Here is a 22,361-nt window from a genome sequence, read left to right as displayed (position 1 = left end):
TTTATGTGTACTCGCCCTCGTGTCGACAGGAGCCCCGTGGTGAGAGTGAAGGGGCGTTGCGGAATAAGCTCAATAGTCTCGCCGGGCGAAGATCCATGCGGCGAGCAGCACGACGATGGCCTCGAATCCGAGCGAAGTGCCGAGCACGAACAATGCCGAGCGATCATCGAACCGTTCACGCAGCTCGAGCTGGACGCTTGGGTCACCGGGATCAAGCCCACCGCCGCGACGTTCTTCCTGTTGTTGGGCGGCCTCCTCGAGTTCGCCCAGGTCGGCCGAGCCGACGATCCAGCGCCGCATCAGTTCGGCCGTCTCGCTGGTTTTGGGCAACGGTGCTTTCACCGCGAAGGCGACGCGGTGAGCGAGGACGAGTTTGTCGGCGGTATCCACCGCCTCGGCCCGTCGTTCCTTCTCGCCATCGCGAATCGCGAGCCGCGTTTCCTGGAACACCTTGCCCGGGGCTTTGTCCGGGTTGGCAAGCCACTCGGCTTCCTGCTCGTCGATCCGTTGGACCGACCCATCGATCTGCTCGACCTGCTGTTCGGCCGCGACACGGAAGGCGAGTAGCCCCGCTTCGGTCGCGTTCACCAGAAACAACACGAACCACAATAGGATCGTCAGAAGAATCGACGCGAGTGCGGACCGTGTAACCACGCCGATGAGCACCAGGACACAGAACAGGAAGCTGAAGTAAATCGTGACGACCGGAACGGCGAGGAAAATGCCCGGCGACCAGACGCCGCCGCGCAGCCCGAGCACGAGGAATGATGCCAGTGTGAACGCCGTCGCCTGCAATGCGACGAACATCAAGCCGAAGATGTACTTCGTCACGAACAGCCGCAGTCGACCGATCGGCTTGGACAGATACAGGTCGACACTTCCGCCGCTGATGAGGTCGGGGAAGATGTTCGCGGTCGACACCAGCGCGAGGATGATCTGTGCCCAGGTGAGCCAAATGCCCACACCGAACGTCAGGAACATCAGTTTGTAAAACGTGGCCTTGTCGATGTACGCAAAGACCGCCGGCGGCAGCACGGGGCCGAAGAACGGTAACGTCATCCCCTCGTCGCCGAAGCCGACAAGACCGAACGCACCCGCGACGAGCAGCGAAAGTGCCAAGGTGACCCAAAACAGCTTGTTCGCGTTCACCTGGCGATACGCATCGATGAGCAGGGCGAAAGACTGGGTCAACAGGACGTTGGAAGACGCCTTCCTTGAGGGCGTGGCGTAGTCGATCTGGCTCATGGCTGCACCTCCGCGGGAGCAACGTTGGGAATGGGCGGTGGTGGCGCGGTCTCACTTCGTCGCCCCGCCTGCATGGCGCCCGGCCCTTCGCCGACGGCTTCCATGAACAGGTCTTCCAAACTCGGGCGCCGCTGTTGAACTCGAACGATCGTCCGGCCGGCACCACGCAGCGCGTCGATGACCGGTTGGACGCCCGCCGGGTCGGTCACTTCCACGCGGAGCGTTCGATCCGTCCAACTGAGTCCCGGCATGTCCAGATGCGTCGGCTCATCCACGTCGATCTCGTACCAGACCTTGCCCAGCGCGAGTTCGTCGGGTGTGCCTTCGGAGTGGATGACGCCGCCGACCATGATGCCCACGCGGTCGCAGAGTTCTTCGAGTTCGCCGAGCAAGTGGCTGTTGAGAAAGACCGTCTTCCCGGCATCCCGGATGGCCAGCAGGGCATCACGGATCTGCCGGCGGGCGACCGGATCAACGCCGTCGGTCGGCTCGTCGAGCACGACCAAGTCCGGGTCAGCGACCATCGCCTGCGCGAGGCCGACGCGCTGGAGCATGCCCTTGGAGTATTTGGTAATGCGCGTGTCGCCCCAGTCACTCATGCCGACCAGGTCAAGCAGTTCGCCGGCGCGTTTGCGGCGGGCCCGACGTGGCATGCCCTGGAGTCCGCCGAAGAACTCGACCAGCCCTCGGCCGGTGAGGTAGCCGGGGAAGCGGTGTGCTTCGGGCAGGTAGCCGACGCGTTGGAGCGTGGCCTTGTCACCGAGCGGCGCGCCGAGCACGTTGCCTTGTGCCGCGGTCGGGCGAACGACGGTCATCATGCATTTGACGAGCGTCGACTTGCCCGCGCCGTTGGGCCCGAGCAGGCCGTAGATTTCCCCCCGCCCGACCCGCATCGCCACACCGCGCAGGGCCTCGACCTTCCGCCGAAACCCAGCGCGGTACAGTTTCCGCACGTTCTGTAGATCAATCGCAAGCTCACCGGCCATGCCGACCGTTATGCGACAATCGCAGGGAAGTTACAAGGGGCGATGCCACCGGCCACCTTCAGCTACGTGAATAGTTCGCCGATGCCGTGATCGCAGGCCGGGGTGCCGAGTAACACGAGCTACTCAGATTCGTCGAGAACGAAATCCAGTTCATCGGAAAAAGTCGTCAGCACTGTGCATCCACCCTTGCTGCGGTGCGGACCGTGGAACTTGTTGGCCGGATCGCTCAAGAACGATCCCTTTTGGAAGCTGTGACCGTCCTCGATGAAATCGCCTTCGAGAACGAACACCGTTTCGGCGGCCTTCGTATGTTTGTGCCGAGGGATCTCCGCGCCGGCTTCGATGCGCGTCATGACGGTCATTTCGCCCGTTGTTTCGTCTTGGTGCATCACCTTCATTGTCACGCCCTTGAAGTCGAGTGGTTGCCACTGAAGTTGATCGGTGTCGGTCGTCTTCTCGTACATGCAATCACTCTAGCGATTGGAGCTTCTCGTCACTCGATCGACTCGACCCCGTCGATGAGGTCGGCGGCGTCGGTTGCGGCGGTGTCGTTGCCGCTGCCGCCGAAGAGTGTGTCGGCGTCGGTGCCGCCGTTGAGCAGGTCGTCGCCGGGGCCGGCGTCGAGGAGGTCGTCCTGACCCTGGCCGAAGAGTTGGTCGTTGCCGCTGCGCCCGTAGAGCTTGTCGTTGGAGCTGCCGCCGTAGAGTTTGTCGTCCCCGTAGGGACCGCCTTCTTCGTCACCAAAGAGCCGGTCGACGCCCGCGCCGCCGTGGAGGTCGTCGTTGCCGCCGCGACCGTAAAGACGGTCGTCGCCGTCATCGCCGAAAAGAAAGTCCCGGCCGTTGGAGCCGTTAATGCGGTCGTCGCCGTTGCCGCCACGGAGGGTGTTCTTGCCCGCACCGCCCGAGAGGGTGTCGATGCCGCTGCCGCCGATCAGCGAGTCGTCCCCGTCGCCGCCGAAGACGTAGGTCGGGATGCCGACGCCAGGCCGGGTGACGATGTCGTCGCCGCCGTAGGTGTATACCTCGATACGGCCGATGTCGGCGAGGTCTTTGATGCCGAAGGTGTCGCCGTCGAGCCGGGAGGTGACGGTGTCGAAGTCCGCCCGCGGCTCGACCTCGATGTTGTCACCGTCGGGCGTGCCGTGGACGTAGAGGATGTTGCCGATGAGTTGCGTGGTTTGGTGCTCGACGACCCGCGCGGCGATGTCGAACGCGGCCGTGTCGGCGACTTGGGCGAACGTGTTTTCGCCGACGATCACCTCGAACGCGACCGTGCCGGTTGCAACGCCGAGCGCGTCGGACTGCATCTGCAGCGTGAACCCGAGCACGCCGCCGGTGGGGATGACTAGGCCTTCCCCGGCGAGTGCGTTGGCGTTGTTGTCGAACGCAACGAACCCGTCGGGCAGAACAAGGTTGCGAGCGATGGCGGCATCGTTGCTGGCGTTGTCGATGACGTAGCGCCGCAGGTGGCCGGTTTCGCCAACGGCGATGGAGCCGAAGTGGGTGCCGTTGCCGACGCGGGGCGTTTCGCCGGGGTTGAGTGCGCCGCCGTTGACATAGCGGAGGGCCGGGACGGCGTTGGGCGAGGTGCCGGTCCATTGGAACAAAGGCCCGGCGAATCCGGTCGGCAGCGTTTCGAACTCGATGATGCCGCGATAGTTCTCGGCGGCACTGGCTTGGTCGGTGCCGGTGAGGTTGTTGCCCGTGTTCGGCACGTCGTTCCAACTCCCGGGAATGGGCGACGTGGTGTAGCCGGCGTTGGAACGCCACTGCGCCCAGTGCCAGTTGAGCACGCCGTGGTCCTCGCCGCCGACGTCCTGTTGGTCGTTGGGCTCGGTCGGTTCCCAGTTGGTGTAAGCCACGGGTGCGTTGGCCGTCCATGCAAATGCGCCTTCCACGGCGGCGTCGTTCAGACCGGTCCAGAAGATGTTCGGATTGTCGCCGCCGATCGGGGTGGCCACGTTCGGGCTCAGGAAAGTTTGCTGGATGAAATCCTGCTCGGCGGCGGAGTCGATCGCGAGCAACTGCCCGCCGGCCGCGACGGCCTCGGCTTGTGCGTCGGACCATGTGCCGTAGTTGGTCAGGCCGTAGTAGTGCCCATTGCCCGCGGTGGCGGGGATGCCGGCACCGGCGAAGACGAGCACTCGGTACTCCCCCGCAGCGACCGACCCGCCGGGCGTCGTGCCCGCGGTGTCGCCGTCGCCGGTGGTGAGGTCGAACGTGTTGTTCCCAGCGGCAGCGACCGACAGGTAGTAAGACCCGGCGGAAGGCGCGGTGAAGGTCAACTCGGTGTTGACCAAGTCACCGGTCGGGTGCAACGCATCGCTTCCGGTCGCGACGACGACACCCGTCGCGTCGTGCAACCGCACCAGCCCGTCGACCGGGCCGGCGGGTGGTTCCTCGAGTGCGAGGTACGCGTCGATCGTCTGGCCGCTCGCCAGTTCGATCCGAAACACATCCACATCATCGGACGATGCAAGATCGCCATCGGCGTAGCGGACGCCTAACGCCGCCCCGAGGTCGGTCGCTTCGGCGATCGAGTCGAACTCGGATGAGCCGCCACCCGAAAGCAGCCGGCGCGATTCGAGGGTTTCGGCGATACAACGGTACAGATCGGCGCGGCGATACTTCATGGACAACTCAGGGACGCCGCATTGTGCCGCGAAGTTGCACCCGCATCACAACGAAATCATGCGGAGTTGACGCGCGTTAATGCGCGCCACTCCGATCATGACGGTCAGCCAACTGGGGCAACTCCGAATGGACTCATCCGGCATCGCCCGGCAGCGTTGGCGTAGTGCTAGATGAGCGACTCGATGCTTGCGACGCTGTCGAGTCCGCCGTCGACTTCGGCCTCGTCGTCTTCGGTGCCGCCGTCGATGAGGTCGAGTTCGCCGTCGAGGGCGAAGATGGAATCGAAGCCGGCGTCCCCGCGGAGGGTGTCGAGGCCGGCGTTGCCGATGATGACGTCATCGCCGGTGCCGCCTGAGAGCAGGTCGTTTTGCTTGCCGCCCTCGAGGGTGTCGTTGCCGGCTTCGCCTTGGAGCTTGTCGTTGGACGACGCGCCCGTGAGGAAGTCGTCGCCGTCACCGCCGAAGAGCCGATCGACGTTGCCGCCGCCGTCGAGGTAGTCGTTGGCGTCGCCGCCATAGATGCGGTCGTTGCCACCTTCGCCGAAGAGGAAATCGCGGGTACCGTTGCCATTCACGCGATCGTCGCCGGGGCCGCCAAAGAGTCGGTCACGGCCGGCGGCGCCGGTGAGCGTGTCACGGCCGGCGCCCGCGGTGACGGTGTCGTCGCCGACATCCATGAACGCGTAGGTGTTGATGTCGATGCCGGAGAAGTCGACCAAGTCGTCGCCGGCACCCATGTAGAGTTCGATGCGGCCGACGCTGGCGGGGTCGAAGCGTTGCTCTTCGCCATTGAGGCGAAGGCGTAGATCTCCGTTGTTGAAGACGATCGAAAGCACGTCGTTGTCGGGTGTTCCGGTGACCGTGAGGATGGTCGAGGGAACGTCGAGGACGGCAAAGCTCGGCGGCGGAGGTGCGGTCACGCCCTCGTCCTTAACGGCGGTGTAGAGATCGAATTCGTCCTCGTCGGGGATGTCACCGGTGAAGGAAAGGACGTTGGCATTCGGCGTGGAGGAACCGGCGAGGCTGACCGTGATGGAGCCCTCGCCCGGGACGTTGGCGGAGAATGATCCGGTGAAGAAGCCGTTGCTCGACGGGTTGATCGATCCGGTGATCGGGAGCGTGCCGAACTCCTGTTCGAGGAGCGTGCCGGTGAGGCTGCCGTTGTTGATGGTGAAAGTGCCGCGTAAGCCGTCGCTGATGAACTCGTAGTCCCCGTCGTAGTCGGCGAGGGTCACACCGCTGAGTGCCCGGGTGAAGGTGGTGACTTCCGGTTCTCCACTGTCGAAGTAGACACCGTTGAAGATGGACAGGTCGGTGGAGAAGTTGCCCTGGACGGGGATGTTGCGGGTGCCGTCGATGTCGGTGAGATTGATGAAACCGGACTGGCTGTAGAAGTTGGAGGATTGGTTGAAGTTCGATGGCGAGCCGGCGAAGGGTCCGGAGAAGTTGCCCGAGTTGATGGTGACGCCGGTGAAGTTGTCGGTGCCGGTGCCACCAAGGACGATGTTGTCGTTGGCGTCAAAGGAGCCGTAGGACTCTTCGCTGGTGAAGATGAATGCGCCATCGAAGCTGTCAGCGTCGGCGGTATTGCCGTCGGGTGTCAGCGTGATGCGCGTCGGATAAGAGTTATCCGGTGCCGTATCGGGGAAGGCAGTCGGGTCGGGTGCGGAGAGGATCAGGGTCGAGCCGGACGGATCGAGCCGACCGGTAAGGCCAAGGTCGGGGAACGACGGGTTGCTGAAGAACAGATCCGCGGCCACGGCACCGTCGGGCTGAATGTCGAACGTGCCGGACGTGATCGGTATGCCGCCGGTGTTGCTGAACGGATACGCCCCGTCGGTCACGTTGCCCGAGGCGTCGATGGTGATCTCGGTAAAGACCGGCCCGCCCGGTCCGAGGATCGCATGCGTGCCGGCAAGATCGGCAACTGAAAAGTTGGCCAGCAGGCGACGGGATTCAAGGTTTTCAATCATTCCGTTTTGGTGGTGTGGGTACTTCATCACAGCCGCACCCTATACCAGAAAACGGTCAAGACTTCAATAAGACAGGCTTGTAAATTCGTGAAACGTCCGAGCGTTGCGCCGTTTTCACCGTTCCGCGGCCATTCGTTCCACGACCCGGTCGCTGACGCTGTCGGCCAGCTCGCGCATGATCGGTTGGCGTTGCTCGTGGGGGATGTCGTGGAGGCTGACCGGGCCGATGTCGTCGTCGTCGACGTGGGCGGCCCGCATGGTTCGGGCGTTGGCGTAGACGCGCTTGCGGGTGAGGTACAGCAGCTCCTCGCTGATACGGCGGTGGCGGCTGAGCATGTCGGCCAGAAGCGCGATCGCGCCGAAGACCAGCGACAGCGTGAGCAGCGTCCCGGAGATGCCGATCAGGCTCGTCCACGGCGAGGTGCGCCCCGCGAAGAGATACCAAACCGTGACGAACAACGCACCGAGCAGACCCGGCACGAGCAGCGTCAGCGCGAGCCCGCCGAAGAACCGCAACGGCCGGATGTCCCGTGCCGCACGCAGGATCACTTCCGATGCGTTCACGCCATAGCGGAAGACGTTCTTGGCAACCCGGCTCTCGCCGAACTCACGCGTGCCGCGAATCTTGATCGGCACCTCGGCGATCCGACAGCCCTTGTTGTACAGGTCGATGAAGCACTCTTGCGTGTAAGTGAACCGCCCGAAGAGCGTCATACGATAGGCGGCTTCGCGGTTGAACGCGCGGAAGCCGCAGGAAACATCGGTAAAGCCGGTGCCGCCGCAGATGTAGTTGATGATCTTGCACATGCCCTTGTTGCCCCAGAGCTTCACGCCCGACATCTCGGGCACGACCTCGGGGGTGGCAAAGCGGGAGCAGGTGACGAAGTCGGCCTCGTCGTCGAGCAGGGGGGCGACGAGCTTGCGGATGTCGTCGGGGTTGAACTGCCCGTCGGAGTCGATGTTGACGATGTACGACGCGCCGCTGCGCATGGCCCGGTCCATGCCGGTGCGGAAGATGCTGCCCAGGCCCGGTCGGCCGGTAACGGTGACGACGGTCGCGCCCTCGACCTCGGCAAGCTCAGCGGTGCGGTCGGTGGAGCCGTCGTTGATGACGAAGACCTCGACCTCGTCGATGCCGGGAATGTCGCGCGGCACACCGGCCACGACGCGGGCGATGGTCGGCTCCTCGTTGTGGGCCGGCATCGTTACGGCAAGTTTCACGGGCTCATGCTTCATGTTCGGCAAGCGGGGAGAGTAGTCCGCATGGCCGAGGGACGCCACGAGGGCCGGCAACGTTTCGCAGCTTCTTGGGGGCGGGTCAGTCCGCCTTGACCCGGAAGATCGCCGGGACCGGCTGTTGCTCGAGCGTCAGGCCGCCGTCGGTCGCGAGGGTGAGGGTGTAAAGCGTGTCAGGGCGGAAGATGGTCCACGGCCCTTCGCCCCCGGCGGTTTGCACCCCGTACTTGGCGCGCAACTCCTCGTCACGGGCCAAGTCCCAAAACTTCTCCCACAGCTCGGCCTCGAAGGTGGTGATGTTCGGGTTCTCGCCGGCGTAGATGTCGGGCTGGCCGCCGATCGGGTCGATGGGATGGGCGTCTTCGGGGGCTTCGGCCCCGCCGTGAATGCCCATGAACAACGCGATCGACTGGCCCCGCATCGGATCGTTGGCCTCGATGTATCCGCGCTCGAACGTGATGACCTTGCTCAGCACATGCACCGAATCGCCAAGCACTGTGAAGGATTTGGGCGGCAGCGGATCGCCCTGCGTGTCGTACTCGACAAACAGCAGGTCGGTGACGAGCACGCCGTCTTCGTTGGTGTTTTGCTCGGTGACGATCATCTCCGCCACACGGCGCTGGCCGCTGAGTCGGTCGACCAGATCCGCGAGCACGGCTTTCTCGGCTTCGAGTTGGTCGATCTGTGCCGCAGTGGAGTTGGTCTGCTGGTAGTACCAAAGCCCACCGCCCGCGGCGGCCGACAGCACCAACATCCCAGCTACGCGAAACGCCGCTTTCATTCTGTGAACTGTATCGGCAGTTGCCTTGCGCGGCGGTCAGTTTGCTTCGCCGTCCGATTTGCGTGGTCCGTCGGTGAGCATTTCTTTCTGAATGCAGTCGGCGATCCCGCGGACCCGTGCGTGCAGCGCCTCGCCCTCGTTCATGCAGCCGTACATGTCCAACGCTTCCTCGAGCGAGTCGAGTTCACACTTGGAGATGAGCACGACGCGGCTGCCGTCCTTGAGCCGCATCTCGATTCGTGAGGACTCGGTGACGACCCGTTTGCAATGATCAAGCAAAGTCTCGGCACAGGTGTGAGCCTCGACACAGTCGAAATGGATCACGTCGCCGTCGTCGTCCACAGCCGACTCGGTGGTTGGCTTGGCACCAACCTCGGCATCCATCGCTTGTTCGTCCGTGGACGTGACCGACGTCTTCGCGGGGTCGCTTGGGGGGACACGAGACATGGCGGAACCGATCCTGCGGCATGGTTGGCCGCTGACTAAACAACACGTCGATCGATGCGCAGGGCGGTTGCGAACACCGCCGAGAACCAACACACCGTCGGTCGGATGCCCATCGGTCACGCGGGAGCCGGGACATCGCGAGGCGATGCACCGAAGGGCCATCGCCGACGCTAGTTTTACCGCCCCGATTGGGTCATGGTTCGGGGAGTTGCAAAAATCTCGCAGATTTTTTGCGAGACGCCCGGCGTGCTTCGCGCACTAAAACCGCCGGGGAGGAGATTGTCTTTCCACGGCGGACGAATTCATCGGATCAACTGGCCGGCTTATCGGAACTTAGCGGCCATCTCGAACCGGCCGTTGCTGATCGCCCGTGAGCGGGTGATCTCCGCCTGAATGCCGGCATCGTCGGGGATGTCGATTTGCTCGGTCGACTCGGCGTTCATCACGAGGCGGACAGCCTGCCCGACCGGGATCGGCTCCTTGAGCATGAAAGCCACGCCACCCTCGGCGCTGTCGCGGGTGAGAATATCGAACGTCGTCCCCGCCTTTTCGCCGGTAATGAGCTGCAGAACCGCCTTGGTCCTGGGCGTGGTCCGGCGTGCGCCACGCATCGGGCCGCGGCCCAAGTGCTCGCGGTGCGGCTGGAACCCGTCACGATCGATCGTGACGGCGGGGTTGATCTTCGGCGGGCCGATGCCCGTGCGTTTGCGTCTGCGACTCATAAGCGAAGGTCTGAACGTGGTTTGAGTTGTGCGAATCGACCCGGCTGGCCCCTGCCGTCCGGGAAGTACGATCGTCGTCGGCTTTCACGACCGGCGAATCACGTGAGGGGACGCCGTCCTTCCACGCCGCATGAATATCGACTGCCCGAAGGGCAGGCCGACACGCACACCGGCGTTCCAGCCGCGTCGAATAGGTTTCGACACAGTTGGTCGGGCGGTCGCTCAACGATCAGTCTGCCGGACAACGGGGTTGCCATCGCTGCGACGTGGACTGATCTCTGCGAATCGCGTTCCGTCGATGAAGCCAATCAGCGATGCCGAGGGAAACTCCCGAGATTCGGCGCGCTGTTCTCCAGATCGGTCCTTTATTGTTCCCCCTTGAGCCCGCGCGGTCAACCATTATGAAACAACCGCTGGTGTCGGGCCGATTCGCCGACCCCATCATGCGGGTCGTGGCGGTTGTAACGACGGCGGCTTGCCGAATGCTCATCCGATCGCCGACCACGCCGCGCGGATGTCATCGTCGGCAATGTCGTCGCGAACCTGCGCCGCTCCGATGCCGACCGGCAGCACCAGTCGGACCTTGCCGTCGCGGACCTTTTTGTCGAACTTCATCGCGTCGAAGAGTGCCGACGGGTCGAGGCCCGGGAGCGTCGTCGCCAACTCGGTATTTGCCAAAACGTCTCGGACGGCTTGGCCCTGCTCGGCGTTCATGCTGCCCACCCGCTCGGCCAGCACCGTCGCACACTTCACGCCCAGCGCGACCGCGTCACCGTGAGAAACGGCGTTGGCGGTGACCTTTTCGATGGCGTGGCCGAAGGTGTGGCCGAGATTCAGATGAGCGCGGACGCCGTGTTCGTACGGGTCCTCGGCGACGACGGCTGCCTTGATCGCGACGTTGGCCGCGACGTGCTCGGTGAGCCAGTCAAGATCCAACGCGAGTGCCCGGCCGATCTCGCTTTGGAGTTTTGCGAACATCGCTGCGTCACGGATGACCGCGTGCTTGATGCATTCGGCCAGTCCCTCGCGTAGTGGTTTCGGCGGAAGCGTGGCAAGCGTGTCGGTGTCGATCAGCACGGCAGCGGGTTGGTGAAACGCGCCGATGAGATTCTTGCCGGCACCTGAGTTGACGCCGGTCTTGCCGCCGACCGACGCGTCAACCATCGCGAGTAGTGACGTCGGCACCGGCACGAACGGCACACCGCGCAGCAACGTCGCCGCGACGAAGCCGGCCATGTCCGTCGTCACCCCGCCGCCCAGCCCGATCACCGGCGTACGCCGATCGATGCCCGCCGCGAGGATCTGCTCGTACACCGGCAGCAACGTTTCGAGCCGCTTGCCAGCCTCACCGCCGCCAAGGCTCGCGACGATGACCTCGTACCCCGCCGTCTCCAACGATGCTCGCAACGTTGGCAGGTGCAGCGGTGCGACGTTCTCGTCCGCAATCACCACCACCTTCCGCGCCGGTGCGATCGCCGCCAACCGCTGCCCCGCATCGTCGAGCAACCCGCGCTCGATATGCACGTCATACGTTCCGCTGGCAAGTTCGACCGGTACCGTCGGCATGGGACGCACGATATACTCGTCCCATGGTTGTCGCCTACGAGCAGCGGCTGAAGGATAAACCGCAGTGGGCATGGAGGGAGAGCGGCATGCACTTCGAAGATGAGAGCGAAGTCCAAAAAACGCTGCGACGGATCACACAACGACTTCACGATCTGGACATTTCGTACGCGTTGGTCGGTGGGATGGCGATGTTTCGCCATGGGTATCGGAGGTACACCGAAGATGTCGACCTGCTAGTCACTCCGGCAAGCTTGGAGAAGATTCACGCGGAGTTGGACGGTCTTGGCTACCTCCCCCCGTTTCGCGGCAGCAAGCACCTGCGCGACACGACCACTGGCGTGAAGGTCGAGTTTCTTACGACGGGTGGCTTTCCGGGCGACGGCAAGGAGAAGCCGGTCGTGTTTCCCGATCCGTCCAAGGTTGCTGTTGAGATCGACGGCGTCCAAGTTCTTGGTCTGCCGACGTTACTCGAACTCAAGCTGGCAAGCGGGATGAGCAACGTCACTCGCGCGAAAGACATAGGCGATGCGACAGAACTGATCCGCGTGCTGGAGATCCCGCGTGACATGGCCGAGAAGTTAAACCCATATGTTCGCGAGAAGTTCCTCGAACTCTGGGACGCGCTCGCTGCCGAGCCGGACGAGTTGCCATGATCACTTTCGCAGCGCGGCGGCGGCGATGGGGTTGGCGACGCCGTTGATGACTTTGCCGGCGCCCTCGATCGTGACGAACGCGTTGGCGGCCTGCTCGGTCACGGCGGCGAGGACCGCCTTGACCTTCTTGCGCCGCACGACCAGAAACAGGATCGGCGTCGGCCCGTCGCGGCCCTCGCCGGCGACCTCGGTCACGGCCCAGCCCATCTCACGCAGTTTCACCGCCAGGTCCGTCTTCTCCCGGGTGATCACGCGGACGATCTGCCAGCCGCTGGCGATCCAGGCTTCGACGGTGATGCCGACGTAGATGCCCGTCGCATAACCGCCGGCGTAGCCGATGGTGCGGAGCACGCTCATCTCGCCGCGGAGCACGGCACTGATCGCGGTGATGAAGATCAGTGATTCAAGAAAACCCAGCGCGAACGAGACGCCGCGCTGGCCGCGGATGGTGTAGATGTTGCGGATCGTGCCCAGCGAGACGTCGCCGACGCGGGCGCCGAACACGAGCAACGCGCCGAGGAGGGCACCCCATTCGAAGTCGAACATGGCCGGCAGGATAGCGGCGGCCGCCGGCGTTGCCGATCCAATCGGTTACCGATCTACTCGCCGGCGTCTTCCTTTTCCTTCATCCGTTCTTCCAGCTTCTTCTTCTGACGCTCGGCGATGTACGCGTCGCGCTCGGCCTTGAGCTGGCTCTCGATCTCGGCGAGCTCGGCCTTCTGCTCGTCGTTGAGCATCGCCTGGATGTCGTCGTACTCGGCTTGCTTGAGTTGCTTGATCGCCGCGAGGGTTTCGTCATGTCGCTTGTCGATCGCGAGGATCGTCTTGGTGTCGAGCGTCTCCATCAGTGAGTACGGCTTGTAAAGCTTCGGCAGTTTCCCCACCGGCTCGGGATTGTCCGGCACCTGCGCAATCGCCACCGTCGCCCCGACCCCAAGGAGCACCCCCACGAACAGTTTTGTGTGTTTCATGGTGATGAGCGTACCGACGGTCAACGCAAGCACCAAACAAATCTGCACTGCACAGGAGCGCCAAGCTGCGTTGCTCCGCAACGCGGTTCGAACGTCGAGTAGCACATTGCTCATGACCCAGTCGTGGGCCGGTTAGAGTGTCATAGTGGGGTGCGTTTACGGTTGAAAGCTCGAACTTGTCGCGCGATCAATCGGATTCTGCCTCTCGTTCACGCATCCACGCGGCAAACCCCTCCGCATCTTCCTTAGAATTCCACCAGCGTTGGAGATCAATCATTACATTGCGAATGTGCGGGTGATGGACTGGCTTCACTCGCCAGTTCGTGATTCGTTTTGATGGCATCACAATGGTCACGAAGCGCCGGCTTCCGCGATGTTTCCCAATGACGTGTACCTTCTCGTATCCGTCTCCCCATATCGACGGGAGCACGAACAGTTTGGACCCACTGCTGAAGTGCTTTGTCCCAGGTCGTAGCTCTCGGTCCTCGCCATGCGTGCTGATCTCTTTAACGTTCCCCACCAACGACCAAAGTTCGTCCGGCGGTTCTTTGGCTGCAGGGGCATCAGGCTGACCTGCTCCGAATAGCAGTTTGAACCATCGACAAAGTCGGACGGTTACACACTCATCCCGCTCTCCTCGTCCGCCTCGGCTTGGGCTTTCATGGCTTCCCACTCTTCGAGCGTAATCGTGGCTTCGCGGGCCTGCGAGCCTTTGTATTCGCCGACGATGCCGGACTCGGCCATTTGTTCGATCAGGCGGCTGGCACGGCTGTAGCCGATGGTGAGCTTGCGTTGGAGTAGGGACACGCTGCCGCGCTTGGTTTCGAGGACCACGCGGACGGCGTCGTCGAAGAGCTCGTCCTTCTCGCCGCCGGCGTCGATGTTGCCGGACTTGATCGCAACCAGCTCCGGCTCGTACTGCGCTTCCGCATTCGCCTTGACCGCCTTGACGCTCTGGCGGATTTCCATGTCGTCGATGAACGTGCCCTGGCTGCGCATCGGTCGGCTCGCGCCGGGCGGCATGAACAGCATGTCGCCCTGGCCGAGCAGCAGTTCCGCGCCGTTCTGGTCGAGCACGATGCGGCTGTCCATGCGGCTGCTCACACGGAAGGCGATCTTGCTGGGCATGTTCGATTTGATCAGGCCGGTGACGACCGTCGCCTGCGGACGCTGGGTCGCGAGGATCAGGTGGATGCCGACGGCGCGGGCCTTCTGCGCGATGCGGACGATGGACGCCTCGACTTCCTTGCCGGCGGTCATCATCAGGTCCGCGAGCTCGTCGATGACGATCACGACATACGGCAGCTTCTTGGGCACCTTCGCCTCTTCCTCGGGCGTGGTGCAGTTGAAGCGCTCGATGAGTTCCTCGCGGGACAGCGAGTTGTACGACGCGATGTTCCGCACGCCGGCTTCGGCGAGCAGGTCGTAGCGCTGGTCCATCTTCGTGCACGCCCAGTCGAGCACGCTGGCTGCCTTGCCGACCTCGGTGATGACCGGGGCCATGAGGTGCGGGATGTCGCGGAAGGGTGCCATCTCGACGACCTTGGGGTCGACGAGGATGAGCTTCACCAGGTCGGGCCGCTGGGTGTACATGATCGACATGATGATGGTGTTGATGCAGACCGACTTACCCGAGCCGGTCGTGCCGGCGATGAGGCAGTGGGGCATCGACGCCAGGTCGGTGATCAGCGGCTCGCCGCTCGCGTCCTTGCCGAGGAAGAGCGGGATCTGCATCTTCTGCACCTTGGCCGGTGCGGTTTGCATGAGATCCTTGAGGCGGACCTTCTCCTTCTCGGCGTTGGGCACTTCGATGCCGACGGTGTGCTTGCCGGGGATGGGCGCGACGATGCGGATGCTCTCGGCGGCGAGGGCGCGGGCGATGTCGTTCTGCAGGCCGGTGATGGCGCTGACCTTGGTGCCGCGGGTGAGTTCGAGCTCGTACATCGTGATGACCGGGCCGGTGTCGATGGCACATACGCGGGCGTCGACGCCGAACTCGTCGAGCGCGGCTTCGAGGCTGGCGGCCTTGGCGCGGACGAACTCCTCCTGTTGCTCGGCGAAGCCGGTCTCGGCCTCCTCGAGCACGTCCCACGGCGGCAGGTCGTAATCGCCAAGTTCCTTGGGCGGCGGCGGGGCGGTGTTCTTCTTTGGGCGGTTGGCCAAGCGGACGACGATGTCCTTGCGCTGCTCGGGTTCTTCCTCGTCGAAGTTGGCCTTGGCGGCTTCGGCGTTGGCCTCGGCGATCTCGTCCTCGGCGTCCTCGATGTCGGCCTCGTCGATCTCATCGACGGCTTCTTCGTCATCCTCTTCCCACTCCTCCTCGTATTGCTCGTCGTCTTCTTCCTCCTCGTATTCGTCCACGAGGTCCTCGCCGTCCTCGACTTCGAGCACCTTGGGTTGGCGGACCTTCTTCTCACGCTTGGGCAGGCTCGGCAGCGCCGGCATGCGGAACTTGGGGAGCGACAGCTTCGGCAACGTCGGGACGCGCAGCTTCTTACCGGTGACGGCGGTGACCAGCGCGGGGATCGGGCCGCGCGTGAAGATCTCGTCAGCGGCCAGCAGCAGGGCGATGAACACGACGACCGCGAGGATGAGCTTGGTGCCGACGCCGGCGAAGCGCTCGGTCAGCTCGGCATTGGCGTAGATGCCGACGACGCCGCCGCTGCCCTCGGGGAAGCCGGCTGGTGAAAAGCCGGTGACGTGTGCGCTGATCGCCGCGACGCCGACGGCCAGCAGCATGATCCCCGCGACGCGCAGCCACGGGTCGGTGAGTTTGGTGCCCCAGAGTCGCAGGCCCAGCAGCACGGTGCCCAGCCCCATGAGCACCCACACGCCCGCCCCGAGCATCGCGAAGCCGTGGTACGCGACGAACGCCCCGACCGGCCCGCAGAGGTTCGCCGTCGGCGGGTGCGGCGTTACCGCATGGCTCGGCCAATCGTTCGGCGAAAAACTCCCGAGCGAAAGCACGAGAAACACCCAGGTGCCAAGCAGCAGGGCGAGCGGGATGACGCGGTTGAGCGTGTTGCGTTGCATGTGATAGGTGGTGAGATATGAGATGGTGAAGTGGTGAGATGTCAGAGACGGCAACGTGGCTTTCACCACCTCACCATCTCGCCCCTCACCACCTCACACGCCCGTGCTCCCAAACCCGCCGGAGCCGCGCTTGGTGTCGGGGAGTTCCGACACCTCGACCGTCTCCGCCATTGCCACCGGGGCGATGACGAGTTGGGCGATGCGGTCGCCGGGGGCGATGGTGAACGGCTCTCGGCCGAGGTTGATCAGCGGGACCATGACCTCGCCGCGGTAGTCGGCGTCGATGGTGCCGGGGCTGTTGACGGGCGTGATGCCGTGGCGGGAGGAGAGACCGCTGCGTGCGCGGACCTGTCCCTCGTAGCCGACCGGGATCGCCAACGCGAAGCCGCACGGCACGAGCGCGATGTCCATCGGGTCCAGCGCGACGTTCTCGGCCGCACACAGGTCCATACCCGCCGCCCCCGCCGTCATTCGACGCGGAAGCAGCGCGCCTTCACGCAAGCGCAGGATGGGCACGGACAGCGCGGACACCACCTTTTGTATCGGCCACCGGCGTCGGATACGGACAGTCCGGGGCATGTTCACTTCAGTGAACATGCACGACGCACCAACACCCTCGCAAACGTCCCTTTCTCCATCGCCCCCAACCCCGTCTCCCCCTCCCGATCGATCAACGTTGCATCGATCCCCGGCGCCCCCATCGTGTCCAGCGGATTGAACACCAGCAGGTCCAGGTCGAGCTGCTCGAACTTCTCCCGCGCCCGCGTGATGTCGTCCTCCAGCTTGAAGCCGACGACCGCCTGATCCGGCCGCTTCATTTCACACAGCGTCGCCAGCACGTCCACCGTTGGCTCCAACTCGATCGTGAGCTGATCGCCACGTTTCAGCTTGCCGGTAGTGGTTTTTACCGGACGAAAGTCCGCGACCGCCGCCGCCATGATCAGCACGTCGTGCGTTGGCCACTCCGCCATGAGCGCTTCGAGCAACTGCTGCGTCGTCTCCACCCGCTCGGCCCCGCTCGGCACCGGCACCTCGCACGCCGCCATCACCAACGTCGCCTCATGCCCCGCCTCCCGCACTGCGTCGGCCAGCGCCACCCCCAACTTCCCCGACGACCGGTTGCCAACGAACCGCACCGCATCAATCGGCTCCCGCGTCGCCCCGGCGGAAATGAGAAATCGCGTCACGGCTTTACCTCACTCAGCAGCAGCGCTGGAATCAGGATGCGGGAGGCCAGCCGCTTGTCGCTCGTGACGAACAGGTCACACCCGAAGCCGGCGGCGATCGCTAGGTGGATCGCGTCTGGCGTTTTCATGCTGCGGGCATTGGCCCGAAATCTCGCAGCTTGGAGCAACACCGGCTTTGTCACCGGATTGATTTCCGCTGCGGCGAGAAACTGCTGGAAGTCGGCCTCGAGCCGCTTGTTGCCGTCGCGGATCGGCTTCACGGTCACTTCGAGCCAACTCAACGCGCTCGTACACAATCGTCCCCCGCTCGAATCGATCTTGTCGAGTATCAACTGCAAAGGATCGGCGAACTTGGGGTGCTTCTCAACGATGTAGATGATCGCGCAGGCGTCGAAGTAGACTCGGCCTGACAGATCGAAATCGTCTAGTCCCACGATGCCTTCTCCGCTTCGATCTCGGCCTCTCGTTCACGCCATTGCTCTGGAGTCCGCTCAACGCCGTGCATTGACCTCATCAACCCGCCGTAGGCTGCTCCGATCTGAGCATCCGACGAGGTTGGCACCGGCACAGACGTTACCTCAACCGTCGTGCCCGGTTCAGCTTCCGGCAACGGAACATACGCGACACCATCTTCGCCAAGAACGACCTTGCGAATCCAACTCTGAGGTCTGGATGATGATGTTGAACGGCTCATGCCCGGCATGATACGAAAAATCTCAACGCAGCGTGATGGCCGCCTCCACAATCGCACTCACCTCGCTCATCCGCCCCTTGCCGACGTTGCGGCAGGCGAGCCAGCCGTCTTCGGGGCCGACGAAATGGTGGCCGCGTTGGCGCAACTGCTCGACGGCGTTTTGCGTGGCGGGGTTGTCCCACATGCGGGTGTTCATGCTCGGGCACCACATGACCGGGCACGCCGACGCGGCAACGAGCAGGCTCACGATGTCGTCGCACAGACCCGCGGCCGCCTTGCACAAAAGGTGCATCGTCGCCGGGGCGATCAGGAGCAGATCAGCTTGCTCGGTCAGGCCGATGTGCTGGGTGTCGCCGGGGTTGGTCTGGGTCCACAGGTTGGTGCGGACGGCGTTGCCGGAGAGCGCTTCGAACGTCAGCGGCGTCACGAACTTGGTCGCCGCCTCGGTCATGCATACATCAACCCGCACCCCGGCTTGAACCAGCTTGGAGCACAGGTCGGCGGATTTGTAACAGGCGATGCCACCCCCGACGCCGAGGATGATCCGGCGGTCACACAGTGACGAGTCCGGGAGCGACTTGGTCGCGGCGTCGGTCATTGCGGGAGAATCACTGTGTGATGATCGACTCGGGCGTCGGCAGGCCGCTGGCTTCGTAGTCGATGGCAATCTTGTCTTGCAGGATTTCCTCGATGGCGACTTCCATGTCGGTCATGCCGTCACGGACCTCGACCAGCGGACGTGCCCCGTCCATGAGTTCGACGAGACGACGCTGCAGCAGGGCGGTGAGCTTGAACCGGCCGCCGACCTTTTTCACGATGTCGTCGGATTTAAGGGCTTCGATCATGGGGGGAGGTAGTTGTTAGAGCCTAGGGCTTAGCTGTTAGAGTCTGGCCGCGATGCTAGGACCAAGCTCGGGCGTTTTCTCTCCCAACTAGGCTCTAGCAGCTAGCAGCTTCGCTCAAATCTCGCCCAAGCTCCGCTTGTGCCGCAGGACCTTCTCGATCTCCTGCACGGCGTCTTCGAGGTCGTCGTTGATCACCATGTAGTCGAACGCTCTGCTGCCCTTGGCCATCTGGATCTCGCGCTTGGCGGCGCGGAAGCGTTTGTCGACCTCGGCGGCGTCGTCCCGGCCGCGGTCGTTGAGACGCTGGAGCAGCGTCGCCTCGTCGGGCGGAAGGATGAACGTGAGCACGGCGGCCGGATAGTGGTGGCGGACCTGCAATGCCCCCTGCACGTCGATCTCCAGCAGCACGTCATGCCCCTCGCGTAGCCAGTCCATCGCGGGGGTCTTCGGCGTGGCGTAGTACTGGCCGTAGACCTGGGCGTATTCGAGGTACTCGTCGTTATCGAGCCGGCGGTAGAACTCCGGCTTTTCGACATAGTCGTAGGTCTTGCCCTTGTCGTCGCCGGGGCGCTTCTCGCGGGTGGTGACGGAGGTGGCATAGCGGACGCCGGTGCGATCAGAGAGGGCGCGGGAGATGGTGGACTTGCCCACGCCCGAGGGGCCGCAGAGGACGAGCAGTAGGCCGGGGTGGGAGGCGGACATGCGAGCAGGGTAGCGCGTGAGAAATCCGAATGACGAGTTCCCGAATGACGAAGGAAGTCCGAATGCAGAATGACCCACCTTCGGATTTCGGGCTTCGTCATTCATTCGTCATTCGGGAACTCGTCATTCGTCATTTCCCAGCGTCATTCCACATTTTGCACTTGTTCCTTGAGCCGGTCGATCGCGCCTTTGATCTCCACGACGTGGCCGGCGATCTGGGCGTCGTTGGCTTTGGAGCCGATCGTGTTGGCCTCGCGGAGCATTTCCTGGGTGAGGAAGTCGAGCTTCCGGCCGGCCTGCTCGCCGTCCTTCTTGCAGGTCTTGCGGAAGTGCTCGACGTGGTGGCCGAGCCGTTGAATCTCCTCGGCGACGTCGGCCTTTTCGGCGAAGACGGCCACCTCGCGGATCAGCTCTGACTCCTCGACCTTGAGCGCGCCCTCGGCCAACAGTTCGTTGACCCGTGCCGTGAGCCGGCGGTGGTAGTCCTTGACGATCTTCGGGGCGTGCTCGGCGACCTTGGTCACGTTGGCGGCGATCACGTCGAGGTGCTTGTCGAGCTCGGCCTGAAGTGAGTGCCCCTCGGCCCGGCGGTGTCCGACCAGTGCGGCGATGGCCCGGTCGGCCAGTTCCATGACGTGCTGCTCGTGCTCCTTGAGTTGGTCGGTCGGCTCGGCGGCGGGGTCTGCGAGTACGCCGGGCAGCGTGAGCAGGTCAGCGAGATTGATCGGCTTGTCGGAATCGGCGAAGGGCTTGAGGGCCTCGACGTAGCTCCGCAGCGCCGCGGTGTTGACCTCGAGCGCGGCGTCGGCGGCTTCGGTTTTGAGGTGCAGCGTCAGCGTGACCGATCCGCGGCCCAGCGCCTTGCGGAGCATCGCTTCGAGCTTGGGTTCGAGACCGGCCAGCGCGTCGGGCAGACGGATGGTCGGCTTGAGGTAGCGGTTGTTGACGGAGCGGGCTTCGACGGCGTAGTGCGTACTTCCGACGTGCGCGGAAGCGTCGCCGAAGCCGGTCATGCTGTAGATCATCGCCGGTGAGCTTACTCGGATTCGGCGGGAATGTTCTCCACCTCGGCGGGGACGTCTCCGGTGGACTCGCCGGTGTCGGTGGGCTCGGTGTCTGTCATGTCGCCCAGGCCGGTCGGTGCGTCGTCCACTTCTCCATCTTCGTCGGGCGCGGCGATCGGAGCCGGTCCACCGACGTTGGCCTTGAGCGATTTACCGGTCCAGACCAAGCCCATGCCCAGAAGAAGGAACAGCACGAACACGACTGATGTGGCCCAGGTGAGCACGTCGCCGGTCTTGGTGCCGAAGGCGGTGTTGCCGCCGGCCCCGCCGAACGCGCTGGAAAGCCCGCCGCCGCGACCCTTCTGGATCAGGATCAGCAGCATGAGGAACACGCACATGAGTGCGAAGATCACGCCAAGGGTGTAGAAAAGGGCGGTCATGGGAGCGGGGATGATAGCCCGCTCCCGGGCGGTCAGCCGACGGCGGCTTTGCAGATGGCCAGGAAGTCGTCGGGCTTGAGCGAGGCTCCCCCGATGAGGCCACCGTCGATGTCGGGCTGGGCGATCAGTTCGGCGGCGTTGCCGGGCTTCATGCTGCCGCCGTACTGGATGCGGACGGCCGCGGCGAAGTCGTCCCCGTAGGCCTCGGCCAACTCCTTGCGGATGAAGGCGTGGACCTCCTGGGCCTGCTCGGGGGTGGCGGTCTCGCCGGTGCCGATGGCCCAGACGGGTTCGTAGGCGATCACCAGCCGGGCCGGGTCGTCGATGGCGGGGCTCAGCTCGGCCAGTTGGGATTCGACGATGCTGAGCGTGGCATCATCGCGGCGTTCGTCGATCGTCTCGCCGACGCAGTGGATCAGCGTCATGCCCGCCCGATAGACCGCCGCCGCCTTCTTCGCCACCAGCTCCGTCGGCTCGCCGATGATGTGCCGACGCTCGGAGTGGCCGACGATGACGAAGTCGCACCCGACGTCGCGAAGCATGCCCGCCGACACCTCGCCGGTGAAAGCGCCCACGTCCTCGTGGTGTACGTCCTGTGCGCCGACGTGCAGCCGTCCGCCGCCGATCTCGGCGATCTTCGCCAGGTACGGAAACGGCGGCGCGACGCCGACGTCCATGCCGTCGGGCCGATCGATCGCGACCTTCTCGGCCAGCGCGACACCGTCGGCGGTGTGCAGGTTCATCTTCCAGTTGCCGGCGACGTAGGGCGTGCGTGACATGATGCCGGGATTGTGGCGGGGTTGCGGCAGGAGGCAAGCGAACCGCGCAATGTCACATCACCAGCAATAGCCGGGAGCCAACGGCTCGCGGCCCGCCCGCCGTTGGCGGCCGGCTAGTTCATCTTGGTTGAGCTACGCTTTGAGGCATGACCGACCAACAGGCAGAGCGAGACCGCGAAGCCTTGTACAAGGCACTTGATGACCTCGCGGATTTGCTGGCCCGGCATGATGCAGCGTTTTGGTCGAGACGTGCAGCTGAGTGGTCGCACCTCATCAAAGCCCGGGATGCTCGGGGCGTCACAGATACGAGATCGAGCTTCGGAGGAATGGGAAGCCTCACCGACGTCTTGATCGGTGGACGTGAGTCGCCGGCACAGCTCAGACTCGAAACGCTTCGCAACGAAGTTTACGAACTGACAAATCGGTTGGCTCGGTACATCGCAGCCAGAAATGTTTGACGGT

General features: G+C 64.0%; 25 protein-coding genes. 2 read left to right on the top strand and 23 right to left on the bottom strand.

Annotated elements, in window-relative coordinates; genetic code table 11:
• Nucleotides 1-69: 69 nt before the first annotated feature.
• The 10 genes from AAGD32_01895 to aroB form a co-directional block, all read right to left on the bottom strand.
• The gene (locus tag AAGD32_01895; GenBank protein ID MEM8872986.1) at nucleotides 70-1,245 is read right to left on the bottom strand and encodes a hypothetical protein; all 1,176 of its coding nucleotides are present in this window, start codon (nucleotides 1,243-1,245) and stop codon (nucleotides 70-72) included.
• Nucleotides 1,242-2,231, bottom strand: a complete 990-nt coding sequence (locus AAGD32_01890; protein MEM8872985.1) for an ABC transporter ATP-binding protein — start codon at nucleotides 2,229-2,231, stop codon at nucleotides 1,242-1,244. Before AAGD32_01890 ends, AAGD32_01895 begins: the two co-directional genes overlap by 4 nt.
• Nucleotides 2,232-2,350: 119 nt before the next feature.
• Nucleotides 2,351-2,695: a cupin domain-containing protein gene (locus AAGD32_01885; GenBank protein MEM8872984.1), complete on the bottom strand. Its 345-nt coding sequence runs from the start codon at nucleotides 2,693-2,695 to the stop codon at nucleotides 2,351-2,353.
• A 29-nt stretch (nucleotides 2,696-2,724) separates the two neighbouring features.
• Nucleotides 2,725-4,866: a lectin-like protein gene (locus tag AAGD32_01880; protein MEM8872983.1), complete on the bottom strand. Its 2,142-nt coding sequence runs from the start codon at nucleotides 4,864-4,866 to the stop codon at nucleotides 2,725-2,727.
• A gap of 167 nt (nucleotides 4,867-5,033) precedes the next feature.
• Nucleotides 5,034-6,866: a calcium-binding protein gene (locus AAGD32_01875; protein MEM8872982.1), complete on the bottom strand. Its 1,833-nt coding sequence runs from the start codon at nucleotides 6,864-6,866 to the stop codon at nucleotides 5,034-5,036.
• Between the two features lie 87 nt (nucleotides 6,867-6,953).
• Complete coding sequence (locus tag AAGD32_01870; protein MEM8872981.1) at nucleotides 6,954-8,060, bottom strand: glycosyltransferase family 2 protein; 1,107 nt, start codon at nucleotides 8,058-8,060, stop codon at nucleotides 6,954-6,956.
• A gap of 97 nt (nucleotides 8,061-8,157) precedes the next feature.
• Nucleotides 8,158-8,856 (bottom strand): hypothetical protein, encoded by a 699-nt coding sequence (locus tag AAGD32_01865; GenBank protein MEM8872980.1) that lies wholly within the window; start codon nucleotides 8,854-8,856, stop codon nucleotides 8,158-8,160.
• A 36-nt stretch (nucleotides 8,857-8,892) separates the two neighbouring features.
• Nucleotides 8,893-9,303 (bottom strand): hypothetical protein, encoded by a 411-nt coding sequence (locus tag AAGD32_01860; GenBank protein ID MEM8872979.1) that lies wholly within the window; start codon nucleotides 9,301-9,303, stop codon nucleotides 8,893-8,895.
• 323 nt (nucleotides 9,304-9,626) lie between these two features.
• Nucleotides 9,627-10,025: a hypothetical protein gene (locus tag AAGD32_01855; GenBank protein MEM8872978.1), complete on the bottom strand. Its 399-nt coding sequence runs from the start codon at nucleotides 10,023-10,025 to the stop codon at nucleotides 9,627-9,629.
• A 486-nt stretch (nucleotides 10,026-10,511) separates the two neighbouring features.
• Nucleotides 10,512-11,591: a 3-dehydroquinate synthase gene (gene aroB, locus AAGD32_01850; GenBank protein ID MEM8872977.1), complete on the bottom strand. Its 1,080-nt coding sequence runs from the start codon at nucleotides 11,589-11,591 to the stop codon at nucleotides 10,512-10,514.
• A gap of 23 nt (nucleotides 11,592-11,614) precedes the next feature.
• On the opposite strand from aroB, the gene AAGD32_01845 reads away from it, so the two are divergent.
• Nucleotides 11,615-12,244 carry a nucleotidyl transferase AbiEii/AbiGii toxin family protein gene (locus AAGD32_01845; GenBank protein ID MEM8872976.1) on the top strand — a complete coding sequence of 210 codons (630 nt, stop codon included), beginning with the start codon at nucleotides 11,615-11,617 and terminating at the stop codon, nucleotides 12,242-12,244.
• Here the strand turns inward: AAGD32_01845 and AAGD32_01840 are convergent, their stop codons facing one another.
• The 13 genes from AAGD32_01840 to tpiA all read right to left on the bottom strand — a co-directional run bounded on the left by AAGD32_01840 (nucleotide 12,245) and on the right by tpiA (nucleotide 21,899).
• Nucleotides 12,245-12,790 carry a DUF5698 domain-containing protein gene (locus AAGD32_01840; protein MEM8872975.1) on the bottom strand — a complete coding sequence of 182 codons (546 nt, stop codon included), beginning with the start codon at nucleotides 12,788-12,790 and terminating at the stop codon, nucleotides 12,245-12,247.
• A gap of 53 nt (nucleotides 12,791-12,843) precedes the next feature.
• Nucleotides 12,844-13,215 carry a hypothetical protein gene (locus AAGD32_01835; protein ID MEM8872974.1) on the bottom strand — a complete coding sequence of 124 codons (372 nt, stop codon included), beginning with the start codon at nucleotides 13,213-13,215 and terminating at the stop codon, nucleotides 12,844-12,846.
• A gap of 615 nt (nucleotides 13,216-13,830) precedes the next feature.
• A complete protein-coding gene (locus tag AAGD32_01830) occupies nucleotides 13,831-16,314 on the bottom strand; it encodes a DNA translocase FtsK (protein ID MEM8872973.1) in 2,484 nt (827 codons plus the stop codon).
• Between the two features lie 27 nt (nucleotides 16,315-16,341).
• Complete coding sequence (dut, locus tag AAGD32_01825) at nucleotides 16,342-16,770, bottom strand: dUTP diphosphatase (GenBank protein MEM8872972.1); 429 nt, start codon at nucleotides 16,768-16,770, stop codon at nucleotides 16,342-16,344.
• A gap of 59 nt (nucleotides 16,771-16,829) precedes the next feature.
• Nucleotides 16,830-17,435, bottom strand: coding sequence for a phosphopantothenoylcysteine decarboxylase (locus AAGD32_01820; protein MEM8872971.1), 606 nt, complete (start codon nucleotides 17,433-17,435; stop codon nucleotides 16,830-16,832).
• Nucleotides 17,432-17,869, bottom strand: coding sequence for a type II toxin-antitoxin system VapC family toxin (locus AAGD32_01815; protein MEM8872970.1), 438 nt, complete (start codon nucleotides 17,867-17,869; stop codon nucleotides 17,432-17,434). The genes AAGD32_01820 and AAGD32_01815 overlap by 4 nt, the downstream gene beginning before the upstream one ends.
• On the bottom strand, nucleotides 17,860-18,129 hold the full coding sequence (locus tag AAGD32_01810; GenBank protein MEM8872969.1) for a hypothetical protein: 270 nt from the start codon (nucleotides 18,127-18,129) through the stop codon (nucleotides 17,860-17,862). The genes AAGD32_01815 and AAGD32_01810 overlap by 10 nt, the downstream gene beginning before the upstream one ends.
• A gap of 22 nt (nucleotides 18,130-18,151) precedes the next feature.
• A complete protein-coding gene (locus tag AAGD32_01805; protein MEM8872968.1) occupies nucleotides 18,152-18,727 on the bottom strand; it encodes a flavoprotein in 576 nt (191 codons plus the stop codon).
• 10 nt (nucleotides 18,728-18,737) lie between these two features.
• Complete coding sequence (locus AAGD32_01800) at nucleotides 18,738-18,974, bottom strand: DNA-directed RNA polymerase subunit omega (GenBank protein ID MEM8872967.1); 237 nt, start codon at nucleotides 18,972-18,974, stop codon at nucleotides 18,738-18,740.
• Between the two features lie 114 nt (nucleotides 18,975-19,088).
• The gene (gmk, locus tag AAGD32_01795) at nucleotides 19,089-19,676 is read right to left on the bottom strand and encodes a guanylate kinase (protein MEM8872966.1); all 588 of its coding nucleotides are present in this window, start codon (nucleotides 19,674-19,676) and stop codon (nucleotides 19,089-19,091) included.
• Nucleotides 19,677-19,819: 143 nt separating this feature from the next.
• Complete coding sequence (locus tag AAGD32_01790; protein ID MEM8872965.1) at nucleotides 19,820-20,701, bottom strand: YicC/YloC family endoribonuclease; 882 nt, start codon at nucleotides 20,699-20,701, stop codon at nucleotides 19,820-19,822.
• 11 nt (nucleotides 20,702-20,712) lie between these two features.
• Complete coding sequence (gene secG, locus AAGD32_01785; protein ID MEM8872964.1) at nucleotides 20,713-21,120, bottom strand: preprotein translocase subunit SecG; 408 nt, start codon at nucleotides 21,118-21,120, stop codon at nucleotides 20,713-20,715.
• A 32-nt stretch (nucleotides 21,121-21,152) separates the two neighbouring features.
• Nucleotides 21,153-21,899: a triose-phosphate isomerase gene (tpiA, locus tag AAGD32_01780; GenBank protein MEM8872963.1), complete on the bottom strand. Its 747-nt coding sequence runs from the start codon at nucleotides 21,897-21,899 to the stop codon at nucleotides 21,153-21,155.
• A 146-nt stretch (nucleotides 21,900-22,045) separates the two neighbouring features.
• Here tpiA and AAGD32_01775 point away from each other — a divergent pair, with 146 nt between their 5' ends.
• Nucleotides 22,046-22,357, top strand: coding sequence for a hypothetical protein (locus tag AAGD32_01775; protein ID MEM8872962.1), 312 nt, complete (start codon nucleotides 22,046-22,048; stop codon nucleotides 22,355-22,357).
• The last annotated feature ends 4 nt before the right edge of the window (nucleotides 22,358-22,361 follow it).

Source organism: Planctomycetota bacterium, assembly GCA_039182125.1.
In the GTDB taxonomy this organism is placed as follows: Bacteria; Planctomycetota; Phycisphaerae; order Tepidisphaerales; family Tepidisphaeraceae; genus JBCDCH01.
The sequence above is the reverse complement of the archived record's forward strand: the minus strand, read 5'-3'. Positions and strand labels throughout refer to the sequence as shown.

Excerpts from the sequence above, each read along its gene's own strand:
- AAGD32_01895 (MEM8872986.1), bottom strand. The coding sequence starts at position 1,245 with ATGAGCCAGATCGACTACGCCACGCCCTCAAGGAAGGCGTCTTCCAAC.
- AAGD32_01890 (MEM8872985.1), bottom strand. The coding sequence starts at position 2,231 with ATGGCCGGTGAGCTTGCGATTGATCTACAGAACGTGCGGAAACTGTAC.
- AAGD32_01885 (MEM8872984.1), bottom strand. The coding sequence starts at position 2,695 with ATGTACGAGAAGACGACCGACACCGATCAACTTCAGTGGCAACCACTC.
- AAGD32_01880 (MEM8872983.1), bottom strand. The coding sequence starts at position 4,866 with ATGAAGTATCGCCGCGCCGATCTGTACCGTTGTATCGCCGAAACCCTC.
- AAGD32_01875 (MEM8872982.1), bottom strand. The coding sequence starts at position 6,866 with ATGAAGTACCCACACCACCAAAACGGAATGATTGAAAACCTTGAATCC.
- AAGD32_01865 (MEM8872980.1), bottom strand. The coding sequence starts at position 8,856 with ATGAAAGCGGCGTTTCGCGTAGCTGGGATGTTGGTGCTGTCGGCCGCC.
- AAGD32_01860 (MEM8872979.1), bottom strand. The coding sequence starts at position 9,303 with ATGTCTCGTGTCCCCCCAAGCGACCCCGCGAAGACGTCGGTCACGTCC.
- AAGD32_01855 (MEM8872978.1), bottom strand. The coding sequence starts at position 10,025 with ATGAGTCGCAGACGCAAACGCACGGGCATCGGCCCGCCGAAGATCAAC.
- aroB (MEM8872977.1), bottom strand. The coding sequence starts at position 11,591 with ATGCCGACGGTACCGGTCGAACTTGCCAGCGGAACGTATGACGTGCAT.
- AAGD32_01845 (MEM8872976.1), top strand. The coding sequence starts at position 11,615 with ATGGTTGTCGCCTACGAGCAGCGGCTGAAGGATAAACCGCAGTGGGCA.
- AAGD32_01840 (MEM8872975.1), bottom strand. The coding sequence starts at position 12,790 with ATGTTCGACTTCGAATGGGGTGCCCTCCTCGGCGCGTTGCTCGTGTTC.
- AAGD32_01835 (MEM8872974.1), bottom strand. The coding sequence starts at position 13,215 with ATGAAACACACAAAACTGTTCGTGGGGGTGCTCCTTGGGGTCGGGGCG.
- AAGD32_01810 (MEM8872969.1), bottom strand. The coding sequence starts at position 18,129 with ATGAGCCGTTCAACATCATCATCCAGACCTCAGAGTTGGATTCGCAAG.
- AAGD32_01805 (MEM8872968.1), bottom strand. The coding sequence starts at position 18,727 with ATGACCGACGCCGCGACCAAGTCGCTCCCGGACTCGTCACTGTGTGAC.
- AAGD32_01800 (MEM8872967.1), bottom strand. The coding sequence starts at position 18,974 with ATGATCGAAGCCCTTAAATCCGACGACATCGTGAAAAAGGTCGGCGGC.
- gmk (MEM8872966.1), bottom strand. The coding sequence starts at position 19,676 with ATGTCCGCCTCCCACCCCGGCCTACTGCTCGTCCTCTGCGGCCCCTCG.
- AAGD32_01790 (MEM8872965.1), bottom strand. The coding sequence starts at position 20,701 with ATGATCTACAGCATGACCGGCTTCGGCGACGCTTCCGCGCACGTCGGA.
- secG (MEM8872964.1), bottom strand. The coding sequence starts at position 21,120 with ATGACCGCCCTTTTCTACACCCTTGGCGTGATCTTCGCACTCATGTGC.
- tpiA (MEM8872963.1), bottom strand. The coding sequence starts at position 21,899 with ATGTCACGCACGCCCTACGTCGCCGGCAACTGGAAGATGAACCTGCAC.
- AAGD32_01775 (MEM8872962.1), top strand. The coding sequence starts at position 22,046 with ATGACCGACCAACAGGCAGAGCGAGACCGCGAAGCCTTGTACAAGGCA.